The following is a 21699-nucleotide window of genomic DNA, read 5'->3' as shown; positions in this document are numbered from 1 at the left end:
AAGGATTCAATTGATCTATATCCTAAAGTAGGGTATCTCCAATATTTGTTTTAGGTGGATATTCCGATTTAATTTAAAAGTATTAATGTATTTATTTAATTTTCGCCTCAGTTATTAATTAATTCATTTACATATTAAAAACCAACACTTTTTTGACACCTGTGGGATGAGTAATCTCTCACACCCTCGGAAAGTGACCGCAGAAAGCGCAAATCAGCTATTTTTTATTCATATATTATTAATTTTCTCCTATTGCCCATGTTTTTTACAATTCAATTTAATTATGAAATTGAATCATTAACTAAATTTTGATGTTTTTTATAGTAATAAATTTCCTTAAATGCTATAATTCATTTGTTTTAAAATAGCATCTACGTCTCTATAACTACTAGGATCGTTTACATGCGCAAAATTTTAAATTAGAGGTGGTATGAACGTTGTCACAATTAGAAACTCCTATCTTCGATGCGCTATTAAAGCATCGAAATCGTCATCCAATTCAATTCCATATTCCTGGTCATAAAAAAGGGAAAGGAATGGACCCTGCATTTCGAGAGTTTGTTGGAGATAATGTACTTTCAATCGATTTGATAAACATTGCCCCATTAGATGATTTACATTCGCCTAAGGGAGCTATAAAAAAAGCTCAACATTTAGCCGCAGAGGCATTTGGGGCAGATGAAACTTTTTTCTCCGTTCAAGGAACGAGCGGAGCTATTATGACTATGATACTTACTATTTGTGGACCTGGTGATAAGATTCTCGTTCCACGAAATGTTCATAAATCCATTATGTCTGCCATCGTATTTGCCGGTGCTATACCCGTATTTATACACCCTGAGGTAGATAAAGAGCTTGGTGTTTCCCATGGCATATCTGTTGAATCCGTAGAAAAAGCGATAGAAGCGCATCCGGATGCAAAAGGTTTACTTGTAATTAATCCTACCTATTTTGGACTAGCTGCTGATTTAAAGAGAATCGTAGATATATCCCATGAAAAAGGTATTCCTGTAGTAGTTGATGAAGCTCACGGAGTTCATATCCACTTCCATGACGACCTTCCAATTTCAGCTATGGCTGCAGGTGCGGATATGGCTGCTACGTCTGTACACAAACTAGGCGGATCTATGACACAAAGCTCGGTCCTTAATGTAAGAGAAGGCTTAGTATCAGCTAAAAGGGTGCAATCCATTCTTTCCATGCTTACAACAACTTCTACATCCTATCCTCTTTTAGCATCATTGGATACGGCTAGAAGACAATTAGCTATACATGGTGAGGATTTAATAGGTGAAGCAATAACAATTGCCGAGGAAACTCGTAGACGAATAAATGAAATTGAGCATATTCATTGCGTTGGCAGAGAAATATTACAAAGCTCAGCTACTTATGATATTGATCCAACTAAGCTTCTTATAAGCGTTAAAAATTTAGGAATCACAGGATTTGAAGCAGAAATTTGGCTCCGCGAAAAAGCAAATATCGAAGTAGAACTCTCAGATTTATATAATATTCTATGCCTCATTACTCTTGGGGATACGAAAAAAGAAACAGATATGCTTGTTAATGCTTTATCGCGTATGGTGGTTGCCCATGAATCTGAAGCAACCATTGTAGAGTCATCTGTAACCCTGCCTGATATTCCTGGTCTAGCAATGTCTCCTCGTGATGCTTTCTACGCAGAAACTGAATCTATCCCATTATTAGAGGCAAGTGGTAGGATCTCTGCAGAATTCGTAATGGTTTACCCTCCTGGGATTCCAATTTTTATTCCCGGGGAAATAATCACACCTGGGAACATTGACTATATTCAAATGAATTTAAAGGCTGGATTACCAGTTCAAGGTCCAGAGGACGACACTTTAGAAATGATTCATGTGATTAAAGAGCATCAAGCAATTATTTGAACACACTAATCTAAAACAGTCATTTGACTACTGTCAAATGACTGTTTTATTTAATACAAAATAATTTTACTCTCATTAAAAAATTATAAGCGCAAATATCGGACATATAAAGGCTCCTAATATAGCGCTAAGAGTCATCGCTACCGATCCCATAGTCATCGTTTCTTCCCCGTATTCTGCCAGCTTAGATAAGCCTATTCCATGGGATGCACTTCCTACAGAGATTCCTCTACCAATTGCGGTATCTATCCTACATAATTTAAATAGCAAAGAGCCTGTTAATGCTCCTATTAAACCAGCTAAAATGACAAAAACTGCTGTCAAAGCAGGGATTCCTCCAATTGATTCACTAATTGGCATAGCAATCGGAGACGTAATGGACTTTGGTAATAAGGATCTTTGAAGAAAATCCTCGAAGGACATCAGTTTAGATAAGATAGCAATACTAATAAGTCCTGAAAGCATTGCTACTGTAACGCCTAATATAATTGGAACTTTGTTTTTTATGATTTTTTCTCGTTGTGTATATAAAGGATAGGCCATCCCAACTACTGCAGGGCCTAGCATACCATCAATCCACTTAGCTCCCGACATATATGTATCATATGTAACTCCAGATAAACTTAAGATAACTACCAAAACAATAGTAGTAGTTAATATTGGTAACAACAAAGGATACGTAAATTTTCTATAGACAAAGGTCATTCCGATAAAAATGAGAATTGTCGCTATAATCATTCCTATAGCAATCATTTAACATCCTCCTTTATCATTTTGCCTTCAATGTATTGACATATTTTACCTGTCAATACAATAGTGACCATGGTACTGATGATTAGTGCAAGAACAATCAATACTCCTGTGACTGAAAATAATTGAGGATAATCCATAATTCCAACTGTTGCAGGAACAAATAACAACGCAAGAAAGGCAAGTAAAAACCCTGCTCCATCTTTTATAAGATTAACTGGAACTATTTTTAGTAGGAGACATGCAAGTAGTATCAACAATCCAGCAATACTACCTGGGAACGAAAATGGTAGCAATCCCACAGTAAAAGATCCAAGTAGAAAAAACAAATATAGAATAATAACTTGAAAGATTATTTGAATTAATTTTGTGATTTTTTCCATATACACTTTAAAAGTTATATCTTTTAAAGTTTCACCTCCACTAAACGATAATAGAAATTATTTTACGCCTTCTCTTTTAGTATGTCTATGTAAAGAAAATCACCTCTGTTAAACAAACAGAGGTGAAAGAAATTATTCTTTTACTTTAATGGCATGTGGATCAATCAACTCGTACCCTTTTGCACGTAATCCATCTACAATTTGAGGTAAAGCTGCTAAAGTCCATTCACGGTCATGCATTAATAAATTTGCACCATCAACTAAGTACTCTGTATTAACCATTATATCTGCTAAACTAGTAGCCTCCATATATTGCTTTTCCCAATCGTAACCGTATGTCCAATTCATCAAGACCATATTTTCTTGTTCTACTAGAGATTTACTAAAATCAGTATTGACTCCAAAAGGCGCTCGGAAGAATTTAGGTTTCTCTCCAATCACTGATTCTACAGTCTCATTTACGTTTAATATTTCCTCTTGCTGTTGTTCTTCTGAACTATTTTTAAGGTTTGCATGAGTTTGTGTATGGTTTCCTATCTCAAATCCTAAATCAAAGATTTCCTTTAAGTTAGCTTTTTCCTCCTCTGAATCTATGAAATGACCATTCACAAAAAAGATTGCAGGAGCGTCAAGCTCTTTTAACACCTTCGCCATTTCTAAAGCATATTTATCAGGTGCATCATCAATAGTTAAAAGGACCGCCTTAGGATTTGCATCTCCAATTGGTTTTATTGTCCAATTGGCTTCATTAATTTCATATTGTATTTCAGTAACAGGTTCTTCTACTACTTCTTCTGCTGATTCAACTTCTTCCGTTTCCTCTTCTAATTCTGGTTGTTGAGTAACTTCTATTGTGTCGCCAACTTCTTTTTCAACTTCTGTCTCCTCTTCAGAGCATCCGGAGAGTAATAGTAATATTGCTGCGGGTAATAACCAAGTTGTAAGTTTCAATTTAATCACCATATCCCTTCTATTTCCATTCTAACAGGCATAAGGAAAACCGTGTAGAGTAATTCTACACGGTTTTTTGGTCCTACATGATTATTTAGAAAGAATATGAATAGGGTGGCCCATTACTACTTCAGCAGCTTCCATTGCAATTTCTCCAAGTGTTGGATGTGCATGAATAGTCATTGCAATATCCTCTACAGTCATTCCAGCTTCAATTGCTAAGCCTAGTTCAGCAATCATGTCAGAAGCTCCCTGACCAACGATTTGTGCTCCAAGCAATAATCCGTCCTCTTTACGAGAGACTAGTTTTACAAAGCCTTCTGTAGCGTTAAGTGCAAGTGCACGACCGTTAGCTCCGAATGGGAACTTACCAGCTGCTACATCAAACCCTTGTTCTTTCGCTTGAGCTTCAGATAAACCAACAGTAGCAAGTTCTGGATCAGTGAAACATACAGCTGGAATTGCAAGATAATCAACTACAGATGATTGACCAGCAATTGCTTCAGCTGCTACTTTACCTTCGTAAGAAGCTTTGTGAGCAAGCTGAGGACCAGCTACAACATCACCAATAGCAAAGATATTGCTAATGCTTGTGCGACATTGCTTATCTACTTCGATTAATCCGCGTTCTGCGAATTTAATACCAAGTTCTTCTAAACCAATTTCATCAGTATTCGGACGACGACCAACAGTTACTAATACATAGTCAGCCTCAACTTTTTTCTCTTCGCCACCAACCTCATAGCTTACTACTACACCAGTATCTGATTCTTCGACACCTTTTGCAGAAGCTTTTACTACAATGTCCACACCTTTTTTCTTCAAGCCTTTTTTAACAATTGTAGTCATTTGTTTTTCAAATCCAGCTAAGATATCGTCTCCGCCTTCGATAATTGTTACTTGAGAACCAAGGTTAGCATAAGCAGAGCCTAACTCAGTTCCAATATAACCTCCACCGATCACTACTAGTTTTTCAGGTACTTCTTGAAGATTTAAAGCGCCAGTCGAATTTATAACGCGTTTTGTATATTTAAATGTAGGTATTTCAACTGGTCTAGATCCAGTTGCGATAATCGCATGCTTAAAAGTATAAGTTTGTGCAGATTTTTCATCCATTACACGAACTGTATTTGCATCTACGAAGTATGCTTCACCAGAAACCACTTCAATGTTATTTCCTTTTAACAGACCTGAAACACCACTTGTTAATTTTTTTACAACGCTTTCTTTGAAAGCTTGTGCTTTTGAAAAGTCTATTTTAACATCACTCGCTGTAATACCCATATCATCTGAATGTTTAGCTTGTTCGAAACGGTGACCAACTGAAATAAGTGCTTTAGAAGGAATACATCCAACGTTTAAGCAAACTCCACCGATATGTTCTTTTTCTACAACTAATACCTTTTGACCAGTTTGTGCAGCACGAATTGCAGCTACATAACCTCCAGGGCCTGAACCTATTACTAAAGTGTCTGTTTCAATCGGGAAATCTCCTACTACCATTTTTTACGCCTCCATTAATAATAATTCTGGACTGCTTAATAAACGTTTTATATGGTTCAACGCATGTTGGGCAGTCGCACCATCGATCATGCGATGATCAAAGCTCAATGATAATGCTAACACAGGAGCAGCTACAATTTCACTATTTTTTATTACAGGTTTTTCTGAAATTCGACCAATTCCGAGAATTGCTACTTCTGGATGGTTGATAACAGGTGTAAACCATTGCCCTCCAGCAGAGCCAATGTTTGAAATCGAACATGAAGCGCCCTTCATTTCAGCTGGAGATAACTTACCATCACGAGCTTTTGTTGCTAAAGAGTTAATTTCATCCGAAATTGCAAATACAGACTTACGATCTGCATTTTTAATAACAGGAACTAATAAACCTTTGTCCGTATCTGCTGCGATTCCTATATTGTAGTAATGCTTTTGAATTACTTCATTTGACTCGTCATCATAAGAAGTGTTCAATGCAGGGAATTCACGTAACGTACTTACAAGTGCTTTAACCACATAAGGTAAATACGTTAATTTGATATTTTTTTCTGCAGCAATTTCTTTAAACTTCTTGCGATGTGCAACTAGCTCAGTCACGTCAACTTCATCCATTAGCGTAACATGTGGAGCAGTATGCTTAGAATTGACCATTGCTTTCGCTATAGCTTTTCGCATTGGAGATAGCTTTTCGCGAGTTTCAGGGAACTCTCCTTCTAAATTAACTGGAGCAGAAGCTTTCGTTTCTTGTACTTTTTCTTTTTCTTCAGCTACAGAAGTAGATGTATCTTCTACTTTTTGGTCTCCAGATAAGAATGCTTCGATGTCTTCTTTTAATATACGACCATTTTTTCCTGTGCCATTAACGTCTGCAATATTTACCTCGTTTTCACGAGCAAATTTACGAACTGAAGGCATTGCAATTACACGAGTATCACCTTTTGGCTCAGGCTTCGCTTCTTGAGAAGTTTCTTTCACTTCCGTTTTTGTAGCTGGTTGCTGATTTTTAGAAGCATTAACTGGTTCTTTTTCAACCTCCTGGCCGTTCTCTAGAGTAGATTGAACTTGCGCCTCTGTTTTTTCTTCGCCGTGATCTCCCTTGAATTGAAGATCCTCATAGCCAGGTGCGTCTAATTTGACAAGTACGTCACCAACTACCGCAACAGTTCCTTCACTAACCAATACCTCTGTTACTTTTCCTTTAACAGGCGAAGGAATTTCAACTACAGCTTTATCATTTTGTACCTCACAAAGAATATCATCTTCGTCTATTTCGTCACCGGCTTTAACAAACCATTTAACGATTTCTCCTTCATGTATACCTTCTCCAATATCCGGTAGGCGGAATTCAAATGCCAAAGTGCTCACCCTTTCTATTGTTTGTTTTTATTAGAAGTTTAATACTTTCTTCGCTGTTTCTACTATATCCTTTGAGTTTGGCAGCCAAACTGTTTCTGCTTGAGAGAATGGGAATACAGTATCTGGTGCAGCTACACGTAATACAGGAGCCTCTAAGCTTAATATAGCTCTTTCAGTAATTTCTGCTACTACATTTGCTGCTATACCTGCTTGTTTTTGAGCTTCTTGTACAACGATAGCACGATTCGTTTTTTCAACAGAAGCAATAATTGTTTCAATATCTAATGGTTGCACAGTGCGAAGATCAACTACTTCAACGGAATGACCTTCTTTTTCTAGTTCCTCAGCAGCTTTTAAGCTCTCCTGCACCATTGCCCCGTAAGCAATAATTGTTAAGTCAGTGCCCTCACGCTTTACATCTGCTTTTCCAAGTGGAATTGTATATTCTTCCTCTGGCACCTCACCACGGAAAGAACGATATAATTTCATATGTTCTAAGAAGATTACAGGGTCATTATCACGAATGGCAGATATCAATAAACCTTTTGCATCGTACGGTGTAGATGGAATAACTACTTTTACTCCTGGAGTAGAAGTCATTAGAAGCTCCAAGCTATCTGCATGCATCTCAGGTGTATGAACGCCTCCACCAAACGGAGAACGAATTGTAACAGGCGCATTAAATGCTCCACCTGTACGGAAACGCATACGAGCTAATTGCCCACTGATAGAATCCATTACCTCGTATACGAAACCAAAGAATTGAATCTCTGGAACTGGACGGAATCCTTGTAGAGAAAGACCCACTGCCAACCCGCCAATACCTGATTCTGCAAGGGGTGTATCAAATACTCGATCTTCCCCAAACTCTTTTTGTAGACCTTCAGTTGCACGGAATACACCGCCGTTATTACCAACGTCTTCACCGAAGACTAACACATTTTCATCATTTTTAAGCTCATTACGGAGAGCATCCGTAATTGCTTGAATCATCGTCATTTGTGCCATCGGTTACTTCGACTCCTTCTCTGTATAGTAAGCTAATTGCTCATCTAAGTTATATGGATTTTCTTCATACATAATATTAATCAAATCTGTCACTTTTTGTTTTGGAGCAGCATCTGCTTTTTTGATAGCGTCTTTAATTTCTTCTTTCGCTCTCTCAATTACTTCTGCTTCCTTTTCTTCACTCCAAATACCTTTACCTTCTAAATATTTGCGGAAACGTACTAGAGGATCTTTCTTTTCCCACTCTGAATCTGTTTCAGAAGTACGGTAACGTGTTGGGTCATCTCCAGCCATTGTATGCGGACCATAACGGTAACAAACTGTCTCAATTAGGCTTGGCCCTTCTCCTTTAACAGCACGGTCTCTTGCATCCTTTGTAGCCACGTATACAGCAAGCGGATCCATTCCATCTACAACAATACTTGGTAATCCCGCTGCAATACCTTTTTGTGCAATTGTTTTTGCTGCTGTTTGTAGCTCACGAGGAGTTGAAATAGCGTATTGGTTGTTTTGGACGATAAACACAGCTGGCACACGGAAAGCACCTGCGAAGTTAATACCTTCGTAGAAGTCACCTTGTGAAGAACCACCATCTCCTGTATATGTAATAGCAATAGATTTTTTACCGCGTTTTTGCATTCCTAAAGCTACTCCAGCTGCTTGAATAAATTGTGCACCAATAATAATTTGTGGTGGGAACACGTTTACACCTTCTGGAATTTGGTTACCCATAAAATGACCACGTGAAAATAGGAACGCTTGCCATAAAGGTAAACCATGCCATACTATTTGTGGAACATCACGATAGCCAGGTAAGATGAAGTCTTCTTTTTCACAAGCAAAATGAGATGCAAGCTGTGAAGCCTCTTGCCCTGCTGTAGGCGCGTAGAAGCCAAGACGTCCTTGACGATTTAAGGAAATAGAACGTTGATCCAGAATTCTTGTATAAACCATGCGACTCATTAGTTCTACTAAATCTTCATCAGATAAATTAGGGTTCGCTTGTTCGTTAACAATTTCCCCTTCTTCGTTCAATATCTGGAACATTTCAAATTTTTCTTCGATCTCATGAAGCGTTTTCATTGGGTCAAACTGTTTTTCCTTGTTTGAAGCCATAAAGCACCTCTCCTTTTCCTCTGTATTAAAATTTATTTACTTCTTGATTGGTACAAGCTCAATTCCATTTAAGTATACTCAAGAATAAATGGTCGGTCAATCATCTAGAATTCTACTAATTTTATATTAGAATATTATAAACATTCTTTTCTGTACTACTAATTAATTATGTCTGTACTATATCAGTTTGAAGTATTATGCTTAAAATTTATTTTATTAATAGTAATAATATACAAGGGGGATCTTTTTGCTGGTCGATCTTTTAGTCAATCATTACAGTTCACGCTTCTTTTTGAGTAATTTTATCGATGAAATTCACTTAATATAGTAAAGAACATCCTCTAAACACCTTGTATGAAATTAAAATATTTTAAATCTTACTTATAACTGAAACAACATAAGCATATGGTTTAACAACCTCTTCAATATACATACCACCTCTGTTATTTTTTACACTTCCTATCTTCTTTATGCATTCTAATCAAAAGAAATCTCAAGTGCTTCATCACTTGTCGTGTGATTTTTCCAACAATAATCGCTGTAAGGTATTCTTAATCCTTCATACTATAAATAGTCGTTAGATGTGTAACACTTTGCAATAGCTTCGAAATAATAAAAATACCATGAACATCTGTTTCATGGCGCTAAATTTATATTATTTTTTTACAAAAAAAGCAGCCCTTTAATAGGGCTGCATTAGTAGAAATTATTCTTGATTTTGAAGTGTTGAAAAGGCTTGATCCTTCACTTCGTTTAAATGCGTAGTTAAATCATTAAATTCCTTGACAGATTGTTGTACCACTTCATTTTGCTTATTGACCTCTGCAACCTTCTCCTGAATCGAAGTAACATTAGCTTCCTCATCAACCAGCATGTTATAAAGCGATTCTTGCAAACTAGCAAGAGAATTGTATTGTTCAACCAACTTATCATGGGCAGCGTAGCGATTCTTTAAGGCCTCTTCCACTAAACGTATACTTTCCTTGTCAGATTCCTCTTTTGCATCAGAGATGACTGCTTCTAAATCTACAAGTTTTTCATTTGCCTTAGCAATCGATTCTTTTTCTTTTTTCACCAATGCTAAACGTTCCTCTAAAAGAGTAGCAGTTGCCTCTACTTGAGCACTCAGCTCATCCTGTTGGTCTTGAGTTAACTCCATCATACTTTGAAAATTGGTTAGTTCTTTTAACTCAGTTTCCGCTAATAAGGGTTGCACTTCTCTGTACCCTTTCTCAGTTTCATAGATTTCGGTTAATACATTGGACAGTTTTTCCTCCGTGCTCTCTCCAAAAGAACAAGCCGTAAGGAGTAGAAGCATACTTAAAGGAATTATGAATTTAATTATTTTCATACAGCAACCTCCTATACCATTTTCAACTATAATTGTTCTAGTTATTAAATTCAACTGACGATATACCTTTTTGTTTAGTAAAACGACATAATTCGATATAATAGGAATATGAAATTTGAAAGGACGATTATGATGATTTTAATGCAAGATATAATTAGAGATGGCCATCCTACTCTACGTAAGAAAACAGATGAGTTAACATTTCCACTTTCAGAAGAGGAACAAACACTTGCTCATGACTTATTGCAATATGTTATAAATAGTCAAGATGATGAAATGGTGAAGAAATACAACCTTCGACCGGGGATTGGAATTGCTGCTCCGCAAGTAAACGTATCTAAAAGGATGTTCGCCTTACATTTAACCGACGAAGATGAAAATGAAGTCAGCTTTGTGGCAGTTAACCCTAAAATTATTAGCCATTCTGTAGAGAAAACGTACATAGCGGCTGGAGAAGGATGTCTCTCAGTGGACGAAGTTATTGAAGGTTATGTTCCACGATATGCACGTATTACCGCTACAGGTTTTCATCCAGACGGTACTCCCTTCAAAAAACGTTTAAAAGGCTTAGCAGCTATCGCATTTCAACATGAATTAGATCATTTAAATGGAATTATGTTTTATGACCATATCAATCCACAAAATCCATATGAGGAAATTCCTGACGCATTCCCATATGAACGTAAATAGTATCTTATTATTGTTATACCGAAGAAAGGTTTGCCTTTAAAAAGGCGAACCTTTTTAGTATTGGAAAAAATAACAAGGTTAGAAAAAGACTATAGATAAACACCACCAGATGGATGCTGTACGTCTATAGTCTTACTGCAAATTATTTTAAATCAGATAGTCTTGGCATCGCAGATAGTGCACCAAACTTAGTTGCACAAATAGAACCAAGTTTATTTCCAAAAGCGATATACTCGATCCATTCTTCTTTTGCTTCTGGCTTACCCTCTGCTTGGATTTTCGATAAAATTCCAGCCATAAAGGCATCGCCAGCCCCAGTTGTATCTATAGCCACTACTTTTTCAACAGGGATATGAACCAATTCTCCGTTAATAAGTGCGTACGTTCCCTCTGAACCAACTGTTACAAGAACAATTGGAATATTGTAAGGAGCTAGCTTATTAAGTCCTTCCAATCGGGAACTAGTTTCTGTCAAAAAGAATAGCTCTTCTTCCGTCAATTTAAAAATATCTATATCATGAAGAAAAGAGCAAATCGTTTCTCTACAATTCTGTTCTGTTTCCCAGCGCAAAGGTCGTATGTTTGCGTCACAAGATAAAAGAGCACTAGATTTTTTTATTTTATTAACAATGTTCCGTGTAGTTTTACGTGCTGTTGGATGAAATAACGTCCCAGAGCAAAAATGGAATACTGCCGCTTGTTCAAAAGCTTTTTCGTTAATCAGGGAGAAATCTACTTGCAAATCAGGAGTATCATCAACGTACGTGTGAAAATGCCGATCATTATTTTCAGTCAAATGAACATAGACACCACTTACACATTTCTCTGAATTCACTTGGGCATACGAAAGATTTACTCCTTCTGCCTCCAATTCTCTTCTGACAAACTTCGAGGTTTCATCCTCTCCAATTATCGTAATAAAAGATGAGGAAGCCCCTAGTCTACCAATACCTGCAGCAACATTTACTGTAGCCCCACCTAAAAATTTTGTGAATTTTCTATTTGTCTGATCCTCTGCAATATAATCAACGAAGGCATCTCCATAAATTAATACATTTTTGTTTTTTTGCTCGTTCATATGTAACTCCTTTAAATTAACTCTAATTTCTTCATTGCATTTACTAACCCATTTTCAGCAACATGATCTGTCACTATTGTAGCGTGTTTCTTAAGTTCTTCCACTGCATTACCCATTGCGACTCCTGTACCTACAAATTTCAACATTTCTACATCATTTAAACCATCACCAAAAGCAATTGCATCTTTTCTGTCTTTACCTAAATAATCTAAAAGAATTTCTATCCCTATTGCTTTAGACATCCCTTTTGGAAGCACATCACATGAAACTCTGTGCCACCGTACAAACGACAAGTTGGGAAATGCCTCTTCATATTCCTTTTGGATTTCTTCATTGCAAAAGACAAGAGATTGATGAATATCATTGTTCAAATAGAAATCTTCTGCTTTCCGAGGAAAGCCAACTTTTAATGTTGAAATACTTTCAATTACATCTTGATGATCTGGAACATTGGAAACCATTTCATTGATGTCCATGTATACTAAAGGCTGATCTTTCAAAGCAGCAAATTCAGAAAGCTTTTTTAGTTCGTCCTTATCAATAATTCCTTTATGTATAGTCTTACCTTCAAATTGGACAATTTGACCATTGTAGCTAATATAGGAATCTATTTGTAACTGGTCTACGATTGCTTTGGCAAGAAATGGAGCTCTTCCAGTAGCAATCACAGTGATATGTCCATTTGCTCTTGCTTGTTTAAATGCTTCTTCTACACCTGTAGGTATATTTTTCTCCATATCTAAAATAGTGCCATCAATGTCAAAAATCAATACTTTTTGTACCATCAAAATTTTCCTCTTTTCCGATTCGAATTATTTGACTTTTCTGTTAAAAACCTTTACAAATTTAATTTTTTCGTATATAATACGTCTTAAGGAGTGGATTGCCATGTTGAAACGCCTGAAAAGGAAATTGTTGAGACGACTCGGCGGAATGCTCAGAAATAAAACTATTGCTTAAGTCAAATGTCTTGCCCTTCAAAATTTGGAGGGCTTTTCTTTATTTTAAAGAAGTGGCGTGATAATATAAAGAGAATTGATTTATTATGAACGTGAAAAAGGAGAGTATAAAAATGATTTATAAAGTTTATTATCAAGAAAATGCACTAGAAGTACCAGTTCGCGAAAACACAAAGAGCTTATATGTTGAGGGTGAATCCGAACGCGAAGTTCGCTCCCTTCTAAAGGACCGCAAGTATAATATTGAGCTTATCCAGCTGCTTGAAGGAAACCACTTGGAATACGAACAAGCAAGCCCAAATTTCAAAGTAGAAGAGTTATAATTTATGAAATTTGTAAAAAATGATCAAACTGCTGTTTTCGCCCTCGGCGGACTAGGTGAAATCGGCAAAAATACGTATGGAGTTCAGTTTCAAGATGAAATCATTCTGATTGATGCTGGTATTAAATTCCCTGAGGATGACCTTCTTGGGATTGATTATGTTATTCCGGACTACACTTATTTAGTTAAAAATGTAGACAAGATTAAAGGATTATTCATTACGCATGGTCACGAAGACCATATCGGTGGAATCCCTTACTTACTAAAGCAACTTAATGTTCCAGTATACGGGAGCAAACTAGCACTAGGATTACTTCGCAATAAATTAGAAGAGCATGGTTTACTTCGTCAAACAAAGATGAATGTGATTGAAGAAGACGATATAATTAAATTTAGAAAAACCGCAGTTAGCTTTTTTAGGACTACGCATAGTATACCTGATGCTTTCGGGATTGTGGTGAAAACCCCTCCTGGTAATATTGTGCATACAGGAGATTTCAAGTTTGATTTTACACCTGTTGGCGAACCAGCCAATTTGACTAAAATGGCTGAAATCGGACGCGATGGTGTTCTTTGTCTACTTTCTGATAGTACTAATGCAGAGGTTCCTAATTTCACAATGTCCGAACGTAAAGTTGGAGAAAGTATGGATTCCATTTTCCGTAAAGTGAATGGCCGTATTATTTTTGCAACCTTCGCTTCTAACATCCATAGACTTCAACAGGTTATCGATGCCGCAGTGCATCATAATCGTAAAATTGCTGTTTTTGGAAGAAGTATGGATAATAACATTACCATCGGGAGAGAGCTGGGATATATTACAGCCCCTAAGGAAATGTTTATAGATACAAGTGCTTTAAATAGACTACCGGCAAACGAAGTATTAATACTATGTACCGGTAGCCAAGGTGAACCAATGGCTGCCCTATCTAGAATTGCTAACGGTACTCACCGACAAATTCAAATTCAGCCTGGAGATACCGTTGTATTTTCTTCTTCACCTATTCCAGGTAATAGAGCAAGCGTAAACAGAACGATTAACCTATTGTTCCGTGCTGGCGCAGAAGTAATTCATGGTTCCTTAAATAACGTCCATACATCTGGGCATGGTTCTCAAGAAGAACAAAAGCTTATGCTGCGTTTGATGAAGCCTAAATTTTTTATGCCTATTCATGGGGAGTTCCGTATGTTAAAACTTCATACCGAGCTTGCTGCAGATTGTGATGTACCAATTGAAAATACATTTATTATGGAAAATGGCGACGTTCTTGCTTTGAGCTCAACTGAAGCTCACGTGGCAGGACGTATCCCTTCTGGTGATGTATATATTGATGGTAGCGGTATTGGAGACATTGGGAATATTGTGCTAAGAGATCGCCGTATTCTTTCAGAAGAAGGCCTAGTAATTGTAGTTGTTAGTGCTGATATGGAAAGAAAGAAAATTGTGTCAGGTCCAGATATTATTTCTAGAGGATTCGTTTACATGAGAGAATCAGGCACGATGATCAATGAAGCTCAGCAAATGTTAAACAAGCATTTAAGATACACTATACAGGACAAGTCTATTGAATGGTCTGAGCTAAAAAATGAAATTACTGATGTGTTAAGCCCTTATTTATATGAAAAAACAAAACGTCGCCCAATGATTTTACCAATCATTATGGAAGTATAAATTATATAAAAGCATCCAATATTTTATTTGGTGCTTCGGACTGTAGGCAAATTCAAAGAAATTTGAAATTGTCTACAGTCTTTTTTTTACAATATATAGTAAGAAATCGTCGATTCAGATATTCATAAGCCACGCTTTCCAAAAGACTTATAAACGAGCAATTATTGATTCTCATCTTTTGCTGCTCAGAAGGCTCTTCACTTGGGTCCGGCTCATTTTCATCGGTATCGTTGCATCCGAATAGTATACCTGTTGATAAAATAACAGACATAATAGTAAGAACATTCCTTTTATCCTTCATCCTAATCCCTCCATTCTTATGCTTAATGTGTCTATCTTTTAGAAAAATATATAAAAATAAAAGAGCGCTCCAATTGGAACGCTCTTAACATTTTAAGGACTCATCTATACTTTGTTTGTTTATTTCATATTGAACGAATGTTTTATAATCTAAAATTTATTTATTTTAATAAATATAAAAGCCAAGGGATTAGTCCCTTGGCTTAGTTAAGATAAGACTTTCTTTTCAAAACGATTAATATCAACATCTGCACCAATTATAATAAGTACATCATTAAGTTGCATTTTATCGTGGGCTTGAGGTGAGACAATGATATCCTTTCCTCGTTTAACCGCAACGATGTTAATGCCATATCTCGCACGGATATCCAAATCTATAATTGAGAATCCGGCAATTTTCTCGTTTACTTTGATTTCCATAATCGAATGCTCATCGGATAGCTCCAAATAATCTAATACATTATTAGATATGATGTTATTGGCAATTCGTATCCCCATGTCTCGTTCTGGATGAACTACTTGATCTGCACCTATTTTTCGTAACACTTTTTCATGATAATCATTTTGAGCCTTCACAGTAATTTTTTTCACACCTATTTCTTTTAGCATAAGTGTAGTCAAAATACTTGATTGAATGTCATCCCCTATTGCAACAATCACGTGTTCAAAATTTCTTATTCCAAGGGATTTTAAAACTGCCTCGTCTGTTGTATCTGCAATCACCGCATGAGTTGCTATTGTAGCGAACTCATCTACTCGTTCTTGAATTTTATCGATTGCCATTACATCCGCGCCTTGCTCCATTAACTCTTTTACGATACTTCCTCCGAAACGACCCAAACCAATAACAACAAATTCCTTATGCATAACTGCGCCTCCTAGAACTAATTGCCATTAGTTTAACACATCAGCTGTTCCTCGGCTATGAGATTTCACTATAGCCATTTTCATAACTAACGTTCATTTATCAACAACACAAGTCGCTTTTCTAGCATATGCCAACCGTACTCCCCCGTTTGCCTATGTCTTAGCTGTCCCTTTTTATCAAACAAGTAAAAGTTAGGAACCATTTGATTTTGAAATTTTTTAGAAATGGTTAAATCATGATCTAAGAATATCGAATGATTTATACCGATAGCAGCAGCTGTAGATTGAACAATATTTGTATTAGCATCCTCTTGGAATCTTGGCATATGAACAGCGATTACATTAAAACGATCTCCGTATTTGCTTTTCCATAAGTTAATCACTGATGGAGCCCTTTTGCAGGCTTGACAGCTAACAGACCAAAAATAGACAAGAACAGGCTTTTCTCCCATTAGTTGTTCCTTTGACCATGCTCCGTTTAACCATATTGCCGAATTCGGAAACTCCGGTAACTCCTCTCTTAAACGCATTAAATTCTCTCCTTTTTCTGTCATCCATTGTTATAGTATGCAGTACAAAAACTATCGATTATTTCATTCAATAAAAAATGGAATAATTTTTTTTGTAAAATCATTAAAAAGTTGTTAAAGTAAACTTAAAGTTATGTTAAAATAAACTTTGTTTTATGGAAAAGCTCTTTATTTCAAATAAGAGAAGGAGCGTAATTACATGCAAATAGGTAAAAAAATTAAGCAATTACGGTTGAAAAAAGGACTTACCCAAGAGGAGCTTGGAGAAAGGACAGATTTAAGTAAGGGATTTATTTCTCAGCTTGAACGTGACCTCAATTCTCCTTCTATTGAAACTCTTTTTTCCATCTTAAATGTTTTAGGTTGTAAGCCTAAGGATTTCTTTGATGATGAACACAGTAGAACAAAGGTTGTTTTTGAAAAAGAAGAACAAACCGTTAATGTAGATGAAGAAAAAAAGTATACACTGCACTGGCTTATCTCAGAATCCAATGAAAATGATATGGAGCCAGTACTTATTATTCTTGATAAAGGCGGGCAATTTAAAGAGTTCGAACCGTCCCTATCTCAAACATTCATATATGTTTTACACGGTCGCGTCCAGTTAACATTAGGCAAGCAGCACTACTTCGCATCAATAGGAGAATCCCTCTATTTTGAAGCATCTGATCACCATCTTTTACAAAATGCATCGGATGATATCGCGAAGGTTATTTATGTCGTCACCAATTCTTACTTATGAAAATGGAGGGTTATTATGTCAGAGACACCTATTATTCGCTTTGAAAACGTCACTAAATTTTATGATGAGGACACTACCGTACTTAGTAACATTAATTTTGAATTAGAACGCGGAAAATTTTATACGTTATTAGGACCATCAGGTTGTGGGAAAACAACTATTCTCCGCTTAATCGCAGGATTTATGCAGCCTTCAAGTGGGAGCATTTATTTTAATGGAAAACTAATCAACAATGTACCAGCCAACGAACGCCAAGTTAATACCGTATTTCAGGACTACGCTTTGTTTCCTCACTTAAATGTTTTTGAAAACGTAGCATTTGGTCTACGCATAAAAAAATTAGCAAAAAAAGATATAGAAGACAAAGTATTAGAAGCATTGAGATTTGTTAATTTAAGCGGTTATGAGTATAGAGAAATAGCAGAAATGTCTGGGGGACAAAGACAACGTGTTGCTATCGCCCGTGCAATAGTCAATGACCCTGAAATTATATTACTAGACGAGCCACTTTCAGCGCTTGACCTAAAGCTACGTTCAGAAATGCAGTACGAGCTTCGTGAGTTACAGCAACGTCTCGGAAAAACTTTTATCTTTGTTACGCATGACCAAGAAGAAGCACTTGCTATGTCCGATGAAATATTTGTATTGAATGCCGGAAATATTGAACAAAGTGGAACTCCTATGGATATTTATGATGAACCTATCAATCGCTTTGTTGCGGACTTTATCGGTGAATCTAATATTGTAGAAGGAACAATGGTCGCAGATTTCCGTGTGCATATTGGTGGTAAGGAATTTGAATGTGTGGACCAAGGGTTAAATCCAAATGAGAAGGTTGATATCGTTATTCGCCCAGAGGATTTAGAAATTACTGGAGTAGATAATGGGAAGATGAAAGTGAAAGTAGATACCCAACTATTTAGAGGCGTTCACTATGAGCTATCCACTTACGATGAAGAAGGAAATGAGTGGTTAGTTCATTCAACTAAAAAAGCAGCTGTAGGTGAAATGATTGGATTAGATTTCGATCCGGAGTCTATTCATGTTATGCGTCTAAATGAAACAGAAGAAGAATTTGACAAACGACTTGAGTCTTATGGGGAAGACGCTTATGGAAACTAAAAAAGCTAAAACGCTTTATCTGATACCCTACTATGCTTGGATACTATTCTTTGTCATAGCTCCAATAGCATTAATCGCTTATTATTCCTTCTTCGACTTAAGCGGAAGCTTTACATTAGATAACTATAAGAACTTTTTTACTTCTGTATATTTAAAGTTAACACTTAGCTCTTTTTGGTACGCATTTTTAATTACCTTATTTTCTTTGCTCATTGCGTATCCAACAGCTTATCTTTTGACTAAAACAAAGCACAAACAATTATGGTTACTTTTAATCATTATTCCATCATGGATTAACCTTCTATTAAAAACATATGCGTTTATCGGGATCTTTGGTTTATATGGTCCAATCAATGCATTTTTAAATGTTTTTGGGATAGGTGAACAGCAAATACTATTTACTGATTTTAGTTTTATTTTTGTATCGGTGTACATTTTCATACCATTTATGATTCTCCCTATCTTTAACTCGCTCGATAAGTTAAATCCATCTCTGATAGATGCAAGTAGAGACTTAGGGGCTTCAAGCTGGACAACTTTTTCTAAGGTCATCTTTCCTTTAACTATTAATGGTGTAAAGGCCGGGATTCAAGCTGTATTCATCCCCTCCCTTTCATTATTTATGATTACTCGATTAATTGCAGGGAACAAAGTAATTACACTAGGTACTGCTATTGAACAACAGTTCCTTGTAACACAAAACTGGGGAATGGGTTCAACCATCGCCGTGTTTTTAATTATCTTTATGGTAATTGTCATGATCATTACCGGACAAAGAGAAAAGGGGGCCACTTCTAATGGAAAAAACAAGTAAGTCGGCAAAAATATTTTTAGCCCTGATCTTCGTTATTCTTTATGTACCTATTTTTTATTTGATATTCTATTCATTTAATAGCGGTGGTACGATGAATGACTTTGAGTCCTTTACTTGGGAGCACTATGCAGCAGTGTTTTCTGACACTCGTCTAATTATGATTCTTATCAACACTGTTATTGTGGCGTTACTATCTGCTTTAATTTCGACCGTAATAGGTGTTCTTGGCTCCTTAGGTATAGTTTATATTAGAAACAAATCCTTAAGGAACTCAATATTATCATTGAATAACGTATTGATTGTTAGCCCAGACGTTGTTATTGGTGCTTCCTTCTTGATCCTATTTACTATGGTTGGGGTTAAGTTAGGCTTTGCCTCAGTATTAATTTCTCATATTGCTTTTAGTATTCCAATCGTAGTCTTAATGGTATTGCCAAAACTTCAAGAAATGAACAGCTCGTTAATAGATGCAGCAGCCGATCTAGGCGCTACTAGAAGAGACATCTTAAGAAGAGTTATTATCCCTTTCATCAAACCGGGAATCTTTGCAGGATTCTTCCTAGCATTGACTTACTCATTAGATGACTTTGCAGTGACTTTCTTTGTCACTGGGAATGGTTTTAGTACATTATCAGTGGAGATTTATTCTATGGCTCGTGCCGGAATCACTCTAACGATTAATGCACTATCAGGAATTATTTTCATCGTCACTTTATTGTTAGTAGTGGGCTATTACTTTATTAGCCAACGTGGCGGGAAAAACCCTACAGGAATGGGGGTAAGAAAATGAAAGATATTGTGAAAGCGTCAGTAGCAATTATTATTGTTTGTATAGGATTGTTTATAGCGAATGACTACTTAGGGAAAAGCTCCGGCAATGCTGGTAGTGATACAGTTACTATTTACAACTGGGGTGAATATATAGATCCTGAGTTAATCGATCAATTCGAAGAAGAGTCTGGTTATCGTGTTGTCTATGAAACGTTCGATTCTAATGAAGCGATGATGACGAAAATTGAACAAGGTGGAACTTCCTATGACATAGCTGTACCTTCTGAGTATGCTATCGAAAAAATGAAGGAAAATGACTTACTTCTTCCAATTGATCAATCGAAAATCCCAAACATGGCAAATATAGATCCTTACTTTTTAGATTTATCCTTCGATCCTAAAAATGAATTTTCAGTTCCCTACTTTTGGGGAACAGTAGGAATCGTTTATAATCCTTCCCTTTTAGATGGCCAGTCATTTGAAAGTTGGGATGATTTGTGGGATTCTTCACTACAAGGCAAGGTCCTTTTAGTAGATGGAGCGCGTGAGGTAATCGGAATGGGGTTAAATAGCCTTGGCCATTCCTTAAACTCAACTGATGAAACTGAGCTTCAAGAGGCTTTAGAGAAACTTCAAAAGCTATCGCCTAATGTAAAGGCTATTATTGGTGATGAAGTAACACAGCTTATGGTAAACGAGGAAGCAGCCGTTGCGCTTACTTGGTCGGGACAAGCTGCTGATATGATGTGGGAAAATGAAGAACTAGATTACTCTGTTCCTGAAGAAGGTTCTAATCTATGGTTTGACAACATGGTAATCCCTAAAACCTCGGCAAACATCGAAGGTGCTCATGCATTTATCAACTTCATGTTAGATCCAGAGGTCGCTGCACAAAATGCAGATTATGTAGGGTACTCTACACCTAATACTGCAGCAATGGAGCTAATGGACGAAGAAGTCATAACAGACGAACGCTTCTATCCTTCCGAAGAAGCTCGAGACAATTTAGAAGTATACAATAACCTAGGACTTGAAATGTTAGGTGTTTATAACGAGTTGTTCTTGAAATTTAAAATGGGTTCAAAGTAAATTAGCAAATTAACATTTACCCTTTAATTAACTTAAATATTATTAAAAAATTATAGAGAGGATGGTCGCGACTCACGTCACGGCCATCCTCCTTTTGCCTTTCCAATGAAACCAGCAAAATTTTTTTTAGCTTAAACTACACCATAATTAGTACACCATATATGATTATAACTGCAAGCTGGCGGTGATGACTTATCGCTCCCCCCGCGAAAAGCGTTCGCCTGAAAATCAGTCATCTATTATCCAAAATTTTACTGTAATTTTATTAATAGGATTGATCATATAACCATACAATATGTTCTTGAGGTAGTTTCTCCGTACTACTTTATCATTACTATATATGATTGTAGCGACAGGCGACGACTCCTGCGGGATTAGGGAGACAGATAAGACATCACAACCGACGCACAAGCGACGG

The 21699-nt window shown here is 36.6% G+C and carries 21 protein-coding genes; 9 read left to right on the top strand and 12 right to left on the bottom strand.

What is annotated here, in order from left to right; translation table 11 throughout:
- Window positions 1-437 precede the first annotated feature (437 nt).
- Window positions 438-1907, top strand: coding sequence for an aminotransferase class I/II-fold pyridoxal phosphate-dependent enzyme (locus tag MHB55_RS06290; RefSeq protein ID WP_144537908.1), 1470 nt, complete (start codon window positions 438-440; stop codon window positions 1905-1907).
- Between the two features lie 75 nt (window positions 1908-1982).
- On the opposite strand, the gene MHB55_RS06285 is transcribed toward MHB55_RS06290, so the two are convergent.
- From MHB55_RS06285 to MHB55_RS06250, 8 genes are all read right to left on the bottom strand, one after another.
- Window positions 1983-2660: an LrgB family protein gene (locus tag MHB55_RS06285; RefSeq protein ID WP_154311207.1), complete on the bottom strand. Its 678-nt coding sequence runs from the start codon at window positions 2658-2660 to the stop codon at window positions 1983-1985.
- Window positions 2657-3040, bottom strand: coding sequence for a CidA/LrgA family protein (locus tag MHB55_RS06280; protein ID WP_154311208.1), 384 nt, complete (start codon window positions 3038-3040; stop codon window positions 2657-2659). The genes MHB55_RS06285 and MHB55_RS06280 overlap by 4 nt, the downstream gene beginning before the upstream one ends.
- A gap of 132 nt (window positions 3041-3172) precedes the next feature.
- Window positions 3173-4003, bottom strand: a complete 831-nt coding sequence (locus MHB55_RS06275; protein ID WP_154311209.1) for a polysaccharide deacetylase family protein — start codon at window positions 4001-4003, stop codon at window positions 3173-3175.
- 78 nt (window positions 4004-4081) lie between these two features.
- Entirely contained in the window at window positions 4082-5494 is a 1413-nt protein-coding gene (lpdA, locus tag MHB55_RS06270) for a dihydrolipoyl dehydrogenase (RefSeq protein ID WP_144537904.1), read from the bottom strand.
- Window positions 5495-5497: 3 nt separating this feature from the next.
- Window positions 5498-6850: a dihydrolipoamide acetyltransferase family protein gene (locus MHB55_RS06265; protein ID WP_144537903.1), complete on the bottom strand. Its 1353-nt coding sequence runs from the start codon at window positions 6848-6850 to the stop codon at window positions 5498-5500.
- 30 nt (window positions 6851-6880) lie between these two features.
- Window positions 6881-7858 (bottom strand): alpha-ketoacid dehydrogenase subunit beta, encoded by a 978-nt coding sequence (locus MHB55_RS06260; RefSeq protein ID WP_144537902.1) that lies wholly within the window; start codon window positions 7856-7858, stop codon window positions 6881-6883.
- A 3-nt stretch (window positions 7859-7861) separates the two neighbouring features.
- Complete coding sequence (gene pdhA / locus MHB55_RS06255) at window positions 7862-8974, bottom strand: pyruvate dehydrogenase (acetyl-transferring) E1 component subunit alpha (protein ID WP_144537901.1); 1113 nt, start codon at window positions 8972-8974, stop codon at window positions 7862-7864.
- Window positions 8975-9680: 706 nt separating this feature from the next.
- The gene (locus MHB55_RS06250) at window positions 9681-10325 is read right to left on the bottom strand and encodes a YkyA family protein (protein ID WP_154311210.1); all 645 of its coding nucleotides are present in this window, start codon (window positions 10323-10325) and stop codon (window positions 9681-9683) included.
- A gap of 132 nt (window positions 10326-10457) precedes the next feature.
- On the opposite strand from MHB55_RS06250, the gene def reads away from it, so the two are divergent.
- The gene (gene def, locus MHB55_RS06245) at window positions 10458-11015 is read left to right on the top strand and encodes a peptide deformylase (protein ID WP_151110673.1); all 558 of its coding nucleotides are present in this window, start codon (window positions 10458-10460) and stop codon (window positions 11013-11015) included.
- Between the two features lie 142 nt (window positions 11016-11157).
- Here def and MHB55_RS06240 read toward each other — a convergent pair whose 3' ends face one another.
- Together MHB55_RS06240 and MHB55_RS06235 are read right to left on the bottom strand one after the other, a co-directional pair.
- Window positions 11158-12093, bottom strand: a complete 936-nt coding sequence (locus MHB55_RS06240; RefSeq protein WP_340862840.1) for a carbohydrate kinase family protein — start codon at window positions 12091-12093, stop codon at window positions 11158-11160.
- A gap of 11 nt (window positions 12094-12104) precedes the next feature.
- Window positions 12105-12878, bottom strand: coding sequence for a Cof-type HAD-IIB family hydrolase (locus MHB55_RS06235; RefSeq protein ID WP_144537896.1), 774 nt, complete (start codon window positions 12876-12878; stop codon window positions 12105-12107).
- Between the two features lie 287 nt (window positions 12879-13165).
- On the opposite strand from MHB55_RS06235, the gene MHB55_RS06230 reads away from it, so the two are divergent.
- Both MHB55_RS06230 and rnjA read left to right on the top strand, forming a co-directional pair.
- Window positions 13166-13375, top strand: coding sequence for a DNA-dependent RNA polymerase subunit epsilon (locus tag MHB55_RS06230; protein ID WP_144537894.1), 210 nt, complete (start codon window positions 13166-13168; stop codon window positions 13373-13375).
- 3 nt (window positions 13376-13378) lie between these two features.
- The gene (gene rnjA / locus MHB55_RS06225; protein ID WP_151110679.1) at window positions 13379-15046 is read left to right on the top strand and encodes a ribonuclease J1; all 1668 of its coding nucleotides are present in this window, start codon (window positions 13379-13381) and stop codon (window positions 15044-15046) included.
- Window positions 15047-15553: 507 nt separating this feature from the next.
- Here rnjA and MHB55_RS06220 read toward each other — a convergent pair.
- Complete coding sequence (locus tag MHB55_RS06220; RefSeq protein WP_144537888.1) at window positions 15554-16213, bottom strand: potassium channel family protein; 660 nt, start codon at window positions 16211-16213, stop codon at window positions 15554-15556.
- An 86-nt stretch (window positions 16214-16299) separates the two neighbouring features.
- A complete protein-coding gene (locus tag MHB55_RS06215) occupies window positions 16300-16743 on the bottom strand; it encodes a TlpA disulfide reductase family protein (RefSeq protein WP_340862839.1) in 444 nt (147 codons plus the stop codon).
- A gap of 199 nt (window positions 16744-16942) precedes the next feature.
- Here MHB55_RS06215 and MHB55_RS06210 point away from each other — a divergent pair, with 199 nt between their 5' ends.
- The 5 genes from MHB55_RS06210 to MHB55_RS06190 are packed head-to-tail and all read left to right on the top strand — an operon-like array spanning window position 16943 to window position 21281.
- Complete coding sequence (locus MHB55_RS06210) at window positions 16943-17485, top strand: helix-turn-helix domain-containing protein (protein ID WP_144537884.1); 543 nt, start codon at window positions 16943-16945, stop codon at window positions 17483-17485.
- A gap of 15 nt (window positions 17486-17500) precedes the next feature.
- Window positions 17501-18607: an ABC transporter ATP-binding protein gene (locus MHB55_RS06205; RefSeq protein WP_144537882.1), complete on the top strand. Its 1107-nt coding sequence runs from the start codon at window positions 17501-17503 to the stop codon at window positions 18605-18607.
- Complete coding sequence (locus tag MHB55_RS06200; protein WP_151110685.1) at window positions 18597-19421, top strand: ABC transporter permease; 825 nt, start codon at window positions 18597-18599, stop codon at window positions 19419-19421. Before MHB55_RS06205 ends, MHB55_RS06200 begins: the two co-directional genes overlap by 11 nt.
- Window positions 19405-20211, top strand: a complete 807-nt coding sequence (locus tag MHB55_RS06195) for an ABC transporter permease (protein WP_144537878.1) — start codon at window positions 19405-19407, stop codon at window positions 20209-20211. The genes MHB55_RS06200 and MHB55_RS06195 overlap by 17 nt, the downstream gene beginning before the upstream one ends.
- On the top strand, window positions 20208-21281 hold the full coding sequence (locus tag MHB55_RS06190) for an ABC transporter substrate-binding protein (RefSeq protein WP_144537876.1): 1074 nt from the start codon (window positions 20208-20210) through the stop codon (window positions 21279-21281). The genes MHB55_RS06195 and MHB55_RS06190 overlap by 4 nt, the downstream gene beginning before the upstream one ends.
- Window positions 21282-21699 lie beyond the last annotated feature (418 nt).

The sequence above is a fragment of the Psychrobacillus sp. FSL K6-1267 genome, from assembly GCF_038003265.1.
GTDB lineage: Bacteria > Bacillota > Bacilli > Bacillales_A > Planococcaceae > Psychrobacillus > Psychrobacillus faecigallinarum.
The sequence above is the reverse complement of the archived record's forward strand: the minus strand, read 5'-3'. Positions and strand labels throughout refer to the sequence as shown.